The 13,860-nt window shown below is 67.4% G+C and carries 14 protein-coding genes and 1 tRNA gene; 3 read left to right on the forward strand and 12 right to left on the reverse strand.

Annotation, left to right across the window (positions count from 1 at the left end):
• Positions 1-95 precede the first annotated feature (95 nt).
• Entirely contained in the window at positions 96-479 is a 384-nt protein-coding gene (locus AX744_RS06675; RefSeq protein ID WP_021200565.1) for an RNA polymerase-binding protein RbpA, read from the forward strand.
• Here AX744_RS06675 and lnt read toward each other — a convergent pair.
• The 9 genes from lnt to AX744_RS06720 are packed head-to-tail and all read right to left on the reverse strand — an operon-like array spanning position 476 to position 10,180.
• Positions 476-2,008 (reverse strand): apolipoprotein N-acyltransferase, encoded by a 1,533-nt coding sequence (lnt, locus tag AX744_RS06680; RefSeq protein WP_061015934.1) that lies wholly within the window; start codon positions 2,006-2,008, stop codon positions 476-478. The two genes, AX744_RS06675 and lnt, sit on opposite strands and share 4 nt — an antisense overlap.
• Position 2,009: 1 nt before the next feature.
• Positions 2,010-4,484, reverse strand: a complete 2,475-nt coding sequence (locus tag AX744_RS06685) for a DEAD/DEAH box helicase (protein WP_058631173.1) — start codon at positions 4,482-4,484, stop codon at positions 2,010-2,012.
• A complete protein-coding gene (gene tatC, locus AX744_RS06690; RefSeq protein WP_045265395.1) occupies positions 4,481-5,239 on the reverse strand; it encodes a twin-arginine translocase subunit TatC in 759 nt (252 codons plus the stop codon). The genes AX744_RS06685 and tatC overlap by 4 nt, the downstream gene beginning before the upstream one ends.
• Positions 5,240-5,296: 57 nt before the next feature.
• Positions 5,297-5,533 carry a Sec-independent protein translocase subunit TatA gene (gene tatA / locus AX744_RS06695; protein ID WP_021200561.1) on the reverse strand — a complete coding sequence of 79 codons (237 nt, stop codon included), beginning with the start codon at positions 5,531-5,533 and terminating at the stop codon, positions 5,297-5,299.
• Positions 5,534-5,577: 44 nt separating this feature from the next.
• Positions 5,578-6,561: a helix-turn-helix transcriptional regulator gene (locus AX744_RS06700; protein WP_061015935.1), complete on the reverse strand. Its 984-nt coding sequence runs from the start codon at positions 6,559-6,561 to the stop codon at positions 5,578-5,580.
• Positions 6,558-7,550 carry a helix-turn-helix transcriptional regulator gene (locus AX744_RS06705; RefSeq protein ID WP_058631171.1) on the reverse strand — a complete coding sequence of 331 codons (993 nt, stop codon included), beginning with the start codon at positions 7,548-7,550 and terminating at the stop codon, positions 6,558-6,560. The genes AX744_RS06700 and AX744_RS06705 overlap by 4 nt, the downstream gene beginning before the upstream one ends.
• Positions 7,550-8,461: a hypothetical protein gene (locus AX744_RS06710; protein ID WP_058631170.1), complete on the reverse strand. Its 912-nt coding sequence runs from the start codon at positions 8,459-8,461 to the stop codon at positions 7,550-7,552. Before AX744_RS06710 ends, AX744_RS06705 begins: the two co-directional genes overlap by 1 nt.
• A 10-nt stretch (positions 8,462-8,471) precedes the next feature.
• A complete protein-coding gene (locus tag AX744_RS06715) occupies positions 8,472-9,491 on the reverse strand; it encodes a tRNA (adenine-N1)-methyltransferase (protein WP_061015937.1) in 1,020 nt (339 codons plus the stop codon).
• Positions 9,488-10,180 (reverse strand): HAD family hydrolase, encoded by a 693-nt coding sequence (locus AX744_RS06720; RefSeq protein WP_371861856.1) that lies wholly within the window; start codon positions 10,178-10,180, stop codon positions 9,488-9,490. Before AX744_RS06720 ends, AX744_RS06715 begins: the two co-directional genes overlap by 4 nt.
• Positions 10,181-10,260: 80 nt before the next feature.
• On the opposite strand from AX744_RS06720, the gene AX744_RS06725 reads away from it, so the two are divergent.
• Positions 10,261-11,109, forward strand: a complete 849-nt coding sequence (locus tag AX744_RS06725) for a PAC2 family protein (RefSeq protein WP_061015939.1) — start codon at positions 10,261-10,263, stop codon at positions 11,107-11,109.
• A 7-nt stretch (positions 11,110-11,116) separates the two neighbouring features.
• Here AX744_RS06725 and AX744_RS06730 read toward each other — a convergent pair whose 3' ends face one another.
• Together AX744_RS06730 and AX744_RS06735 are read right to left on the reverse strand one after the other, a co-directional pair.
• On the reverse strand, positions 11,117-11,941 hold the full coding sequence (locus AX744_RS06730) for an undecaprenyl-diphosphate phosphatase (RefSeq protein WP_017830635.1): 825 nt from the start codon (positions 11,939-11,941) through the stop codon (positions 11,117-11,119).
• Between the two features lie 41 nt (positions 11,942-11,982).
• Positions 11,983-13,278, reverse strand: a complete 1,296-nt coding sequence (locus AX744_RS06735) for a M20/M25/M40 family metallo-hydrolase (protein ID WP_061015941.1) — start codon at positions 13,276-13,278, stop codon at positions 11,983-11,985.
• Between the two features lie 111 nt (positions 13,279-13,389).
• On the opposite strand from AX744_RS06735, the gene AX744_RS06740 reads away from it, so the two are divergent.
• Positions 13,390-13,472 (forward strand) — tRNA-Leu (locus AX744_RS06740).
• 112 nt (positions 13,473-13,584) lie between these two features.
• On the opposite strand, the gene AX744_RS06745 is transcribed toward AX744_RS06740, so the two are convergent.
• The coding region (locus AX744_RS06745) for a VIT1/CCC1 transporter family protein (RefSeq protein WP_197429167.1) at positions 13,585-13,860 on the reverse strand (276 nt) is incomplete at its 5' end.

Genomic DNA, 13,860 nt, shown 5'->3' on the forward strand with positions numbered 1-13,860 from the left:
TGGGATTAACCTGTGAGTTCCGCCGAGAACTCGCCCGCGTGGATGAAGCCCACAGGCTGGAGCGTTATACCTGACAGCGACGAGAGGACCACACAATGGCAGATCGCAGCCTGCGCGGCATCCGACTCGGCGCCCAGAGCCTACAGAGCGAAGAGGGCGTCGTTTTCATGGAGCGCCGTGAGACCACCTACACCTGTGACACATGCGGCCACGTCACGAACCTGATGTTCGCGGCGGATGCCGAGCCGCCCCAGACCTGGGAGTGCCGCGCCTGCGGTGCCGAGGCTCGACTGAACGTCGACGGCCAGGCCGTCACGCTCGAGGCGAGCGACGAGAAGGCCGCCCGCACCCACTGGGACATGCTGCTGGAGCGCCGTACGCGCGCCGAGCTCGAGGAGCTGCTGGAAGAGCGCCTCGCCTTCATCCGGGCCCGCCGCGGTGCCGGAGAAGACCCGACCCGCGAGAAGATCGGCGCCTAGCGCCTCCTGGCGCGCCACCACCCGACGAGGAGCGCGCCGAGACCGCCCCACAGCACGACTGCCTGGATCCAGGGGCCCAGCACCACACCAGCCGTGAGGCCGGAGCGCAGCTCGACATCCTCGAGCATGGCTCCGGCCTCATCTGCGTCCAGGCTCGTGACCGTGGAGCCGTCAGCACGGATGATCTGGCTCGTGCCGACGGTCGAGACGTTCACCACGCTTCTGCCGGTCTCGATGGCCCTCATGCGTGCAAAGGCCAGCTGCTGCAGGTTCTCGTCCGTGCCACGGAAGTCGGCATTGTTGGTCTGGAACACCAGCACCTCTGCCCCCGCGTTCAGGCCCTGCCAGATCACATCGTCGTAGATCACATCGAAGCAGATGGCGAGACCGACGCGGACCCCGTCGACGTCGACGATCGGAGGGTTCGAACCCGGCGTGTACTCCCGTTGGATGAGACCGATCAGCTCCGGGGCGAGCGCGTTGAAGAACGGGCGATCCGGCACGTACTCGCCGAAGGGGACGGGGTGCCGTTTGTCGTGCAGCTGCCTCGCGGTGCCGTCGAGGTTCCAGAGCATCGAGGTGTTGAAGAAGCGGTCGTCACGACCTGTTGGCGCGTTGGCGAGGAGCGGTGCGTCGATCCGGTTCGCGATGAGGGTCATCCGCCGCGCCAGCGCATCGGTCTGAAAAGGGTCCGCGTCCAATGACCCTTCCGGCCAGACCAGCAGATCGACGTCTTCGCCGTAAAGAGGGGCGGTCGCCTCTGTCTGCGCCTGGATCACCGCGAACGGCTCGCGATCGTCGAAGTACCCCGTCGGGCCGTTCCCCTGCACGGCGGCGATCCGCATCGAGCCGCTGGTCGCGGTCGGGAAGAGCGGGGTGAACAGCAGCACCACCACGAGGGCTGCCGGCGCGATCAGCCGCAAGGGCCGGCGCCATGCGCGCAGCCGCACGACTTCGATCAGCATCGCCACGACGAGCACCATCAGGAAGCTGAGCCCGCTCACGCCGACCCAGGAGGAGACGGACGCGAGGGGACTCTCGGCCTGACTCATACCGATACGTGCCCAAGGGAAGCCGCCGTAGGGCCAGGAGCCGACGAACAGCTCGCGGCCGACCCAGAGGGCCGCGACGACCGTCGGGAGCCCCAGAAGGCGCCCCGCTGTCCCGGGGAAGGCTTTCGGGAGCCAGCGATAGGCGAGCGCAATCGGGATGAGGGCGATCGCCGTCAGCACGCCCTCGACGACGCTCAGGGCGGCCCACGGGATGGGGCCGAGGTATCGCGATGTCCAGGAGACCAGGAGCCCGAAGAACAGGATGCCGTAGACCAGCCCGACGAGCAGCGCACCCCCGAACCGTCGTCCTATCAGCGCGAGCAGCAGAAGAGCTGTCGCTGGGAAGGCGAAGATCCAGATCGCGGCCTCCGGATACGCCAGGTTCATCACCAGGGCGGCCAGTCCGGCGGCGAGCACAGCAGCCCAGAGGGGCAGGAGGGCGCGTTGTGGCGCGGTTTTCGAGGTCATTCCGTCCATCTCACATCGACGAGTAGGCGACGATGCCGCGGCGCACGCCATCGAGCGCGGCCCGTGCCGTTCGTGCGAGTGCGGCATCTTCCGCGACGATGGAGAGCTGATCGAGCAGATCGATCGTTTGCTTGGCCCAGCGCACGAAGTCTCCCGCAGCCATGTCGGCGTCGATCAGGACGCGGTCGAGCATGCCGCCGCGGGCCCAGGAGTGCATCGCCCCGGCCAGCCCTGCCGCCAGCGGCTCACTCCCGGGCAGGTGGTGATCCTGCTCCAGATCGTCGAGCTCGGCCCAGAGCGTCGTCGTCTTCTCGTATGCGGCCCGGAAGGCGCCTCGGGGCAGACCCCGCTCCCCCGAATTCGCCTCGTCACGGCGAGGCTCATAGACGAGGCAGCACGCCATCGCCGCGAGTGAAGGAGCATCCAGCCCCGCCCACAGTCCCTGACGGAGCGACTCCGCGACGAGCAGATCCCGCTCGCCGTAGATGCGACGCATGGTGCGTCCCGCTTCGGTCAGCGCCGTCTCTCCGTCGACTTCGGTGAGGTAGTCGAGCGTCTCCAGTACCTCGACCACGCGGTCGAAGACGCGTGCGACCGTGCCGGTGCGCGTCTCGATCTGACGGCGGATCCGATCGGTCTGGCGCTTGAGCTTCCAATACCGCTCCGCCCACCGCGCGTGAGCTTCGCGATCCGGACAACGATGGCACGGGTGCCGCTGCATCTGCGTGCGCAACGACTGGATTCGCTTCATCCGCTTGTCGCGTGAAGCGCGAGGGGCGTTCGAGTCCTGCCGGTTCTTCTTCTCGAGGTCGCTCAGTTCGCGCCGGATGGCCGCGTACTCGGGGTAGTCCCCGTGCTCACAGGCCATCGCGCTCTGATAGCCGGCCAACGACTCCTCGGCCTCGCGCACCTGGCGTGCGAGCCCGACGACGGCCCGATCTGCTTGGAACTGCGCGAACGACGATTCCAGGATCTGCCGCGCCCTGGGCTTGCCGAACATGTCGATCAGGTTCACGGCCATGTTGTACGTCGGGCGGAAGCTGGAGTTCAACGGATACGTGCGCCGGGACGCGAGTGCGGCGACCGCCTGCGGATCCATGCCCTCGGTCCACTGCACGACGGCGTGGCCCTCGACGTCGATGCCGCGACGCCCTGCGCGACCGGTGAGCTGGGTGTACTCCCCCGACGTGATGGCGACGCGGGCTTCGCCGTTGAACTTCTCCATCTTCTCGAGGACGACGGTGCGCGCCGGCATGTTGATGCCGAGGGCGAGCGTCTCGGTGGCGAAGACCACCTTCACGAGCTTGCGCTGATAGAGCTCCTCGACGACCTCCTTGAAAGCGGGCAGCAAGCCCGCGTGGTGCGAGGCGATTCCGCGTTCGAGGTTGTCGAGCCATTCCCAGTAGCCGAGCACACCGAGGTCTTCGTCCTGGAGGGTCCGCGTGCGCTCCTCGACGATGGCGCGGATCTCCGCGCGCTCCTCGTTGGACGTGAGCCTGATACCGGAGCGGCGCACCTGCTGTACCGCGGCATCGCACCCCACGCGGCTGAAGATGAAGAAGATGGCAGGGAGCAGATTCGCGCGTTCGAGCAGACGGACGACGTCGGGCCGATCCATTCGCTCGATGCGGCGCGCGTTGGCAGCACGGACCGGACGTCGTCCCCCGCGCGGCGGACGCTTCGCCTGACGTCCGGCATGGCGGTCGCTGCGGTACGACTGCGCCTGCCGGTTGTTCTCGTATGTCGTGCCCGTCGCGGAGCGGATCCGCATGAGCTCCTGGTTGACCTGCGCGGTGGCCAGACCCGCCCGATCGTCGAACAGCGGCAGCAGGTCGTCACGGACGAGGACGTGCTGTTCGAGCGGCACGGGACGGATCTCGGAGACGATGACCTCGGTATCGCCGCGCACCGTGTCCAGCCAGTCGCCGAACTCCTCCGCGTTCGACACCGTCGCGCTCAACGACACCAGGCGGACGCGGGCGGGGAGGTGGATGATGACCTCTTCCCAGACCGCTCCACGGAATCGGTCAGCGAGGTAGTGCACCTCGTCCATGACCACGTAGCGCAGATCCCTCAGCGCCGCCGAGTCGGCGTAGATCATGTTGCGCAGGACCTCGGTCGTCATGACGACGATCCGCGCATTGCCGTTGATGTTGGTGTCGCCGGTGAGCAGGCCCACCTGATCGGCCCCGTAGACGTCGACCAGCTCGCGGAACTTCTGGTTCGACAGTGCCTTCATCGGCGTCGTGTAGAAGGCCTTGTCGCTCGATGTCTGCATCGCGAGATGGATCGCGAACTCGCCGACGATCGTCTTGCCTGCACCTGTCGGAGCAGCGACCAACACGCTTCGTCCACCCTCGAGTGCATGACAGCCGGCGACCTGGAACGGGTCGAGATCGAACTTCTGCAGCGCCGCGAACGCCGTTGACTGCGGATGCTCCCCCGCTTCCCGCGCGCGAGCGTACTTCTCCGAAGGCGAGCTCATGCCGGATCCGGCAGAAGCCCTGATGCCTCGTCACGCTTGCGCTTGCGCCGGTCGAAGATGAGCGAGAGACCGGCAGCGGCGAAGAACAGCACGATGAGGATGCCGGCCAGCATCAGCATGCTGACGACGTCTGCCGCGGGTGTCGCGAGCGCGGCGAAGACCGTCGCGATGATGATCGCGACGCGCCATCCCTTGAGGATCGCCCGTCCGGACATCACACCTGCGAGGTTGAGGGCGACGAGGAACACCGGCAGCACGAAGGAGATGCCGATCACGATCATCAGCTTGAAGATGAAGTCGTAGTACTCCTGCGCCGAGTACAGGTTCGTCGCGCCTGCCGGGGTGAAGCTCCACATCAGCTCGATGATGTGCGGCATGATCATGACGCCGAGGTAGCAGCCGGCGAAGAACAGCGGAACGGCAGCGACCACGAAGCCGACGGTGTACCTGACCTCTTTGCGCGTGAGTCCGGGCATGATGAACGCCCAGATCTGCCACAGCCACACGGGCGCGGACAGGAAAATGCCGATCGAGAACGCGATGCGCATGCGCATGTCGAACGCGGCCGTGACGGTGCCGAAGTTGAGCGCGCTGAAATCGTCTCCGCGCTTCTCGGCGATGATGCGGACCGGTTCGGTGATGAAGTTGATGATCGGATCGGCGATGAGGAAGGCGATCACCATTCCGACGAGCAGAGCGAGCGCAGCGAACATGAGGCGCTTGCGCAGTTCGACGAGATGCGCGCCGAGCGACATCCGTCGATCCCGATCCGCCTTCGGCATCACGGTCGGTTCGATGGCTGCCACGGCCGGTCAGGCGCGGGGCGGGGTCTCAGGGTCGATGCCCGAGTCCTTCACCGTGGTCGGCTCGGCGGCTGCGGAGTCGGTGCGAGCGGCGTCGTCGTCCTTCATGGCCTTCATCTCGCCCTTGAACACGCGAGCCGACTGGCCCATGCTCTTCGCGAGAGCCGGCAACTTGGCCGCACCGAACAGGAGGAGGATCACGGCGAGCACAATCAGCAGGTGCCAGCCTTGCATTCCAGCGAACATGTCAGGTTTCCCGTCGTCGGTGAGCGTTCGATCCAGTCTACAGATCAAACCTCTGCTTCGGGCTGGTGATAGAGCGCGAGTCCCGCAGCAGCCCACTCCCTCGTCGCCGTACGGCCCAGCGCGGGCTCCAGCACCTCCATCGCCCCGCCGAAGCGCGCAGCGAGCCGCTTGATACCCCGCGGGTCCGCGAGGTGCAGCTGCGCTGTGACCGCACCGTCCACCGCGTCGGTGGTTCCGGTGGGCACGAAACCGCCGAGCAGAGGAGCCAGCCTCTCCTGCACCCGCACCGTGACGGTCCGTTCCTCCTCGAGCCCTGCGAAGGCTTCGGGGACGTGATCTCCCTGATGCGTGATCGGGATGTCGGTGAGCGCCGGCGCGCTGACCCGGTCGAGGTGGAAAGTGCGCATGGCCTTGCGCAGATGGCACCACCCCTGGAGGTACCACTGACCGTTGGTGATGAGGATCTGCATCGGATCCACGGTGCGAGTGGTCGGCGCGGCGTCGGGAGCCTGATACGTGAACGCGATCGCGACGCCCTCATGCAGTCCGCGGGCCACCGCCTCGCGCACCTCGTCGACGGCACTGGGGGCGACGACGACATCGGCGGGCGCGTCCGCCGCGCCACGGGACAGCTTGGAGATCAGTCCGGCGACGAGACCCGAGTCCGAGACGGCCGGGACCGCCGCGACCATCTGGAGCCCTGCGAGCAGCGCCGCAGCCTCGCGAGCGGTGAAGCGCGGGACGCGGCGCAGAGCCACATCGTTCGTGATCTCGATCACGTCTTCCAGATCGAGGAGGTCCCAGTTGATGTCGAACATCTCCTGCGGCTGCTGCCAGTACCCCGCTTCTCCGGGGAGACCGATCACGGTGAGCTTCTCCACCATCCCCCGCATCTCCTGCGGCGTGACGGCGAACTCCGCGGCCGCCTCCTCGAGAGAGACCTGTCCGTGCTCCAGGAGATAGGGAACCAGTGTGAGATACAGGCGCACGCGATCGGCGGCGAGCAGGGGCTTCGAGCTCGCGCTCACTTCGTCTCCTCCGCTCCGGAGTGGGCGTTCACGACGGCACGCAGCCGCGAGATCACGGCTTCCCGCAAGGGTGCCGGGTCGACCACTCGTACTTCCGGTCCGTACGAGGCGAGCTCGTCGGCGAGGATATGCAGGTCGACGAAGGGCACGTTGATGCCCTGCGTAGCCGGCGAGGCGCGTCGTCCCAGCCGCAACGCCGCCTCCGTGCCGGGGGTGACCTCCAGAAGGGCCGAGTTCTCGGCGGCGACGCGCTCCAGCCCGGCGAGTGCGCGATCTCCTGCGCCGTCGCGCAGCACCGGATCGAAGCTCTGGGGAGTCATGCGTACGTCCCCGACGATTCGGCTGAGCAGGAAGGTGCGGTCCTCCTCCACATCGACATCGATGCCGTAGACATGCCACCGTGCCTCGTAGTCGACCAGAGCCAGCGGCCGGATACGGCGGCGGCGCGGCGCATCCTCTCCGGGCTTCAAGTACTCGAACGTGACCACCCTGCACCGCTCGATCGCATCCTGCAGAGGCGAGAACGCCGCATCGCGCGCGGTGATGCGCGGCGCGAACCCGATGATCGGCTCGTCGCCGTCGATGCCGAGGGCGCGAATTTTGCGGACGCCGGACTGCGCGTCCCCGGAGACCGATTCGGAGCTCCAGACGCTTCCGGCGAGCTGCAGCACCGCGAGCTCGGCCGGCGAGAACTCGATGTCGCTGGGGAGGTCGTACTCCGCCTGCGGGATGCGATAGCGCGCCTCGCGGAGATCGTTCGGATCCGCGGCGTCCCCGATGGTCTCGATGGGTACGCCGAGCGAGCGCAACTCGTCCTTGTCGCGCTCGAACATCTTCTCGAGCGCATCCGACCGGGTACCGGCCTCGGCGCGCTGCCGGTAGCCGGAGACGTTGTCGAGGATCTGCTGCTTGGTCAACCCGATCTCCGTGGCCATCAGCGCCACGACGAGATTCGTCAGACGCTCCTCCGCGGGGATCCGGGCTGCCATCACGGCGTGGGCGCCGTCACTGCGCCCAGGATGTCAACGACGACCGCAGTGGCCGGAGCGTTCTCGGCGGCGGGGAAGACGACGAGGAGCTGGGATCCGACCGTGGCTCCGACGAGCTGTTCGGCAGCCACGCTGACGCTGGCATCGGCACCCCACGAGCTCGTGGTGACCTTCTTGTCGTCCCAACCGACGCCCATGATGTTGGTGACGACGATGTCGTCCTTCTTCACCTTCGGACCGTCGCCCTTGATCAGCGTCTGCGTGGTGATCTCCTTGGGCGCGGGAACGTCGGGGATGATGACGCCCGGCGTGCCGTCGGGAGCGCGCACCACGGTGGGGAGTCCTCGCGCGTCATTGAACTGCAACGCGCCGGATGCCTTCGCCGGCATCACATCGAGCACATCGATGACCGCCACGATGTTCTCCCCCTTTTCGAGTCCGAACGCCTGGACGTTCTGCTCGCCGAAGTCCTCCGGGGTGAGCACGGCGAGGACGCGACTGCCCTCGGTCGCGCACTCCAGCACATCGGACAGACCGGCAGAGCGCTGCGCCCAGTAGTCGATGCTGTGCACGCGGCTCTGGTCGCCGTTGAACTCGGACTGGTAGAGCTTCTCGCCGCTGTCGCCGCCGTAGAAGGCGATATCGAGCACCACGGGCTGGAACTTCGAGCCCAGCGCGAGGCCATCGCCGACCGTCACATCTGCGAAGGCCGTCTTGTCGGACTTGACGGGCCCGAAGACCTCGACGTCGGGCAGCGAACCGAGGTCACCGCTCACGTCGGCGACGTTCAGGATCTTGTCGTCACCACCGCGATCACAGGCGGCGACACCGTCGGATGCGGTCGCGGTGCAGCCCGTCAGGGCGAGGACGGCGAGGCTGAGGGAGGCCAGAACGGCGGACGTTTTACGCACGCGCTCCAGTCTATTCCGTCGCGTGCCCGGAATCGCGCGATGCGGCGGCAAGGCGCGCCCCTTCCGCAGCCTTCTCCGCCTCCCGTGCGCGCTTGCGGAGATTCTTGTCGCTGATCTCGCGGTCGCCCACGGCACCGGGGGTCCACGCCTCCACGTCCTCGTCGCCATAGCTGCTCTTGGATGCCCGTCGCTTCACGGAGGGGGCGACCGCACCCGGCGCGAGCCTGCGCGCGGTGAGCAGGAAGCCGGTGTGCGCGACCATGCGGTGATCAGGCCGCACGGCGAGGCCCTCCACATGCCAGCCGCGAACCATCGTCTCGGAGGCATCGGGTTCGGTGAAGAGACCCGTGGCGCGGATGTACTCCGCCACACGGGAGAGCTGAGTGGCTGTCGCCACGTAGCAGAGCACGACGCCACCGGGGGTCAGCGCATCGGCGACGGCGTCCATGCACTCCCACGGAGCGAGCATGTCGAGCACCACCCGATCGACGGAGGCCGGCGTCACCTCGCGGGGAAGGGATTCCACGAGATCGCCGACCACGACGCGCCAGGTGTCAGGGCGCTCCCCGAAGAACGTCTCCACGTTGCCGCGGGCGACATCGGCGAAGTCCTCGCGGCGTTCGAAGGAGATCAGCGTTCCCGCCGGTCCCACGGCTCGCAGGAGGGAAAGGGAGAGAGCGCCGGAGCCGACACCCGCCTCGACCACGACCGAGCCGGGGAAGATGTCGGCCTGCATCACGATCTGCGCCGCGTCCTTCGGGTACACGATCGCCGCTCCGCGCGGCATCGACATCGCGAAATCGCGCAGCAACGGACGCAGCGCCAGGTAGTCGTGCCCCGAGCTGTTCGCCACGACGGAGCCGTCGGGAAGTCCGATGAGGTCGCGGTGGCGGAGCACGCCCTGATGCGTGTGCAGCTCGCCGTCCTCGCGGAGCGTCACGGTGTGCAGGCGCCCCTTGGGGCCGGTGAGCTGCACGCGGTCGCCGGCGCGGAAGGGGCCACTCGGCCGGTTCGGTCTGGCTTCGGTCATCGGGCGGCTCCTGTCGCGGTTGCGCGGCTGTCGTAGAGATCGGTCAGATCCACCGCGCCTCGGCCGTCCAGCGTGTCCCACAGCTCGTGAGCGCCGAGGTGGTCGAGAGGCACTATGTGCGGGACCGCGAGGGTGAGCGCGCCCGAGGCGAGGCCCGCTCGCACCCCGGTCGGCGAGTCCTCGATGACGATCACCTCGGCGATGTCGACGTCCAGAAGAGCCGCTGCCTGCAGGTAAGGCTCGGGATGCGGCTTGGGGTTGTCCACGTCGTCGCCCGCGACCACGATGTCGAACGCGTCGAACTCGATCAGGTCGACCACGTTGAGGGCCATGCGGCGCAACGACATCGTCACCAGCCCTGTCGGGATCCCCGCGTCGCGGAGGTCGCGGAGCAGTTCGCGCGCACCGGGGCGGAACGGGACGCCCTGGGTGCGCAGCGACTCCTGCACGACGTCGGTGAGATGCGAGACGATCGCCTCGGCTTCCATGGCGACTCCGGCGTTCTGCAGGATGACCGCGCTGTCGATCAGGCCGCTTCCCACGAGCTGAAGTGCATCCTCATGGGTCCAGGAGCCTCCGAACGACTGGACGAGCGCCGTCTCGGCCGCCATCCAATACGGTTCGGTGTCGACGAGTGTTCCATCCATGTCCCACAGGACCGCGCTGGGCTTTCTGCTCACTGAACCCATGCTAGCCGTGGTGCCGCCCGCATCCCGCCTCCGCGGACTAGCCTGGAAGGATCACGACCGCCATCTCGAAGGGAGCCTCGATGGATGTTCTCGGTCCGCGCATCGTCATCGCCGCCTTCGACGGCTGGAACGATGCGGGTGAAGCAGCGAGCGGCGCCATCGAGGCACTGCGGAGATCCTCGGAGTACGACCTCGTGCATTCCGTCGACCCCGAGCTGTACTTCGACTACCAGTACACGCGCCCATCGACACGCATGGACGCCGAGGGACGACGCCAGCTGACCTGGCCGGAAGCAGGACTGTGGCGGCCGCGCGATCCCGGGCCCGGTCCCGAGATCTGGCTGCTCACCGGCGCCGAGCCCGCGCGCACGTGGCAGGCGTTCGCCTCCGAGTTCATCGACGTCGCGTTGCGTGACGACATCACCGGGCTGGTGACCCTCGGTGCGATGCTCTCCGACGTGCCGCACACCCGACCGATATCGATCTTCGCCTCCAGCCAGAACGAGCAGGTGCGCGAGGCGCACGCCCTGGAACGATCGATGTACGAGGGTCCGGTGGGAATCCTCACGGTGTTCGAGCACTTCGCCGAGAATGCGGGAATCCCCACAGCGAGCCTGTGGGCGAGTGTGCCGCACTACGTCGCTTCGGCGACTCCCTCGCCGAAGGTGACCCTCGCGCTGCTGGACCGGCTCGAGGAACTCACCGGCGTCGATGTCGACCGTCAGGTGCTGCGGACGGAGGCTGCCGCGTGGGAGGCGTCCATCGACGCCGCCGCTTCCGAGGATGAGGACATGGCGGAGTACATCCGCCAGCTCGAGCGCACGCGCGACACGTGGGACTCCCCCGAAGCGTCCGGAGACGCGATCGCGCAGGCCTTCGAGCGCTACCTCCGTCGACGGGACGACGGTCCGGGAGACCGCAAGCGCTGATTCGCGCTCAGGCTGCGATCACGCCGGTGCCGAGCAGCACGAGCAGCACGGTTCCGAGCAGGATGCGGTAGATCACGAACGGCAGGAAGCTGCGCTTCGAGATCCAGTTCATGAAGAACGCGATCACGCCGAGCGCGACGACGAACGCGATGCCGGTCGCGGCGAGGGTGTCGCCGAAGGAGAAGAACGAGGGCTCGTCCCAGCTCTTGAACACCTGGTAGAAGCCGCTGCCGAACACCGCAGGGATCGCCAGCAAGAACGCATAACGCGCAGCCGCGGCGCGCTCGTAGCCCAGGAACAGGCCCATGGTGATGGTTCCGCCCGAACGGGAGACGCCGGGAATCAGGGCCAGCGCCTGCGCGAAACCGAATGCGATGCCGTGCGGGTAGGTCAGATCGTCGAGCTTGCGGCGCTTCGCCCCCACGTAATCGGCCACACCGAGCAGGATTCCGAAGACGATCAGCATGACCGCGACGATCCACATCGAGCGCAACACGGTCTCGATCTGATCCTGGAAGAGCAGCCCGAGCACCACGATCGGGATGCTGCCGATGATGATCAACCAGCCCATCCTCGCGTCCGGATCGTTGCGAGGCGCTTTCCCCACGAGGGAGCGGAACCACTGGGTCACGATGCGTACGATGTCTCGCCAGAAGAACACGACGACTGCGGCCTCGGTGCCGATCTGGGTGATCGCGGTGAACGCCGCGCCCGGGTCCTCACCGGAGGGGAGGAACGTCCCGAGGATGCGCAGGTGTGCGCTGGAGGAGATCGGGAGGAACTCGGTGAGTCCCTGGACGACGCCGAGGATCAGTGCTTCGAGCAGGTGCATGGAGGGCTTTCAGGTCGGAGGAGGCACGGAGCGCGCGGCGCTCAGTACGTGCGCAGCAGATCGGTCAGCACCCGCTGGCCGAAGACAAGCGATTCTACGGGTACTCGCTCGTCGACTCCGTGGAACATGCCTGTGAAGTCGAGGTCGGCCGGGAGCCTGAGAGGTGCGAAGCCGTAGCCCGTGATCCCGAGGTACGCCAACGCCTTGTTGTCGGTACCGGCACCGAGCAGATACGGGATCACCGGAACCCCGGGGTCATGACGACCGATGCTGGCGACCATCGCCTCGACGAGATCCCCTTCGAAGGGCGTCTCCATACCGATGTCACGGACGACCGTCTCGATGACGATCTCGTCTCCGACGATCTGCTGGAGCTCGGCCAGGACCTCGTCCTCGGTGCCGGGGATCACTCGCACGTCGATGAGCGCCTCCGCCCGCTCCGGGATGACGTTGTGCTTGTACCCCGCGGTCAGCGCCGTCGGGTTCGTGGTGGTGCGGAACGAGGAGCGGAGGAAGGCCTCGGCCGGCCCTGCGGCTGCGGCGAGAGCGTCAGGGTCGTCCGCGCTGCGACCTGACAGCGTGCTCAGCCCCTCGAGCAGCGCTCTGGTGGTCGGAGTCAGGCGGATCGGCCACCGGGTGCGTCCGATCGCCGCGACGGCCTCAGCGAGCTTCGTGACCGCGTTGTCGTCGTGCAGGCGGCTGCCGTGTCCCGCTCGTCCCTTCGCCACCAAACGGATCCAGATCAGGGCCTTCTCCCCCACCTGCAGCAGATAGGCGCGGCGGTCGTCGACCGTGATCGAGTAGCCGCCGACCTCGCTGATCGCGGCCGCGGCACCCTCGAACCATTCCGGGCGGTTCTGCACGACGAGCGCCGACCCCTCGACCCCGCCGTTCTCCTCGTCGGCGAAGAACGCGAGAACGAGGTCGCGCTCCGGCTGCTCACCCGCACGCAGGATCTCGGCGACCGAGGTGAGGATCATCGCGTTCATGTTCTTCATGTCCACGGCCCCACGGCCCCAGAGCATCCCGTCCTGCACCAATCCGGCGAACGGGTCGACGCTCCAATCCTCGGCCATGGCCGGGACCACATCGAGGTGCCCGTGCACGACGAGTGCGGGCTTTTCCCTGTCGCGTCCCGCCACTCGTGCCATGACGTTCGTGCGGCGCGGGATCGGCTCGTAGTACTCGACCTCGAGTCCGAGCCCCTCCAGGTAGGCCCCGACATACTCCGCGGCTTCCCGCTCGCCCTTCGCGTTGCCGCCGCCGAAGTTGGAGGTGTCGAAGCGGATCAGGTCGCTCGCGATGCGCACGACCTCCGGGAGGGACGGTTCAGTCATGGGTCCAGGCTATCGAAACGTCGCGCCACGCCCGGGCGTGCGCCTCGGTTCGAGAGGCCGCGGAGGACATGGTAATGTCATTCTTCGGTCGGCAACGATCATCCAAAACCTGCGCGGGTGGCGGAATGGTAGACGCGCTACGTTGAGGTCGTAGTGCCCGTAAGGGCGTGGGGGTTCAAGTCCCCCTCCGCGCACAGGAAGAAGAAGGCCCCGGATCCCAGGATCCGGGGCCTTCTTCGCGTTCCGCGATGCGGTTCGTCTTCCGCGATCCGGCGGGGACGCAGCGCCCGCCGGATCGCGGATCGTTCAGGCCGCGCCGACGCCGAACAGCACACCGAGCGCGTAGGTGATCGCGGCAGCCCCGAACCCGATGGCGAGCTGGCGGAGTGCTCGACGAAGGGGCGGGCCCCCGGACAGCACTCCCACCATCGCGCCTGTGCTCAGGAGGGCGATGCCGACGAGCACGAGGGCGACGATGATCGCCGTGGTGCCCTGAAGCCCGAAGATCCACGGCAGCACGGGGATGATCGCCCCGGAGGCGAACAGGAGGAAGCTGGAGATGGCCGCCGTCCAGTCGCTGCC

This window comes from Microbacterium sp. CCH5-D1, from assembly GCF_001557335.1.
Classification (GTDB): domain Bacteria; phylum Actinomycetota; class Actinomycetes; order Actinomycetales; family Microbacteriaceae; genus Microbacterium; species Microbacterium oxydans.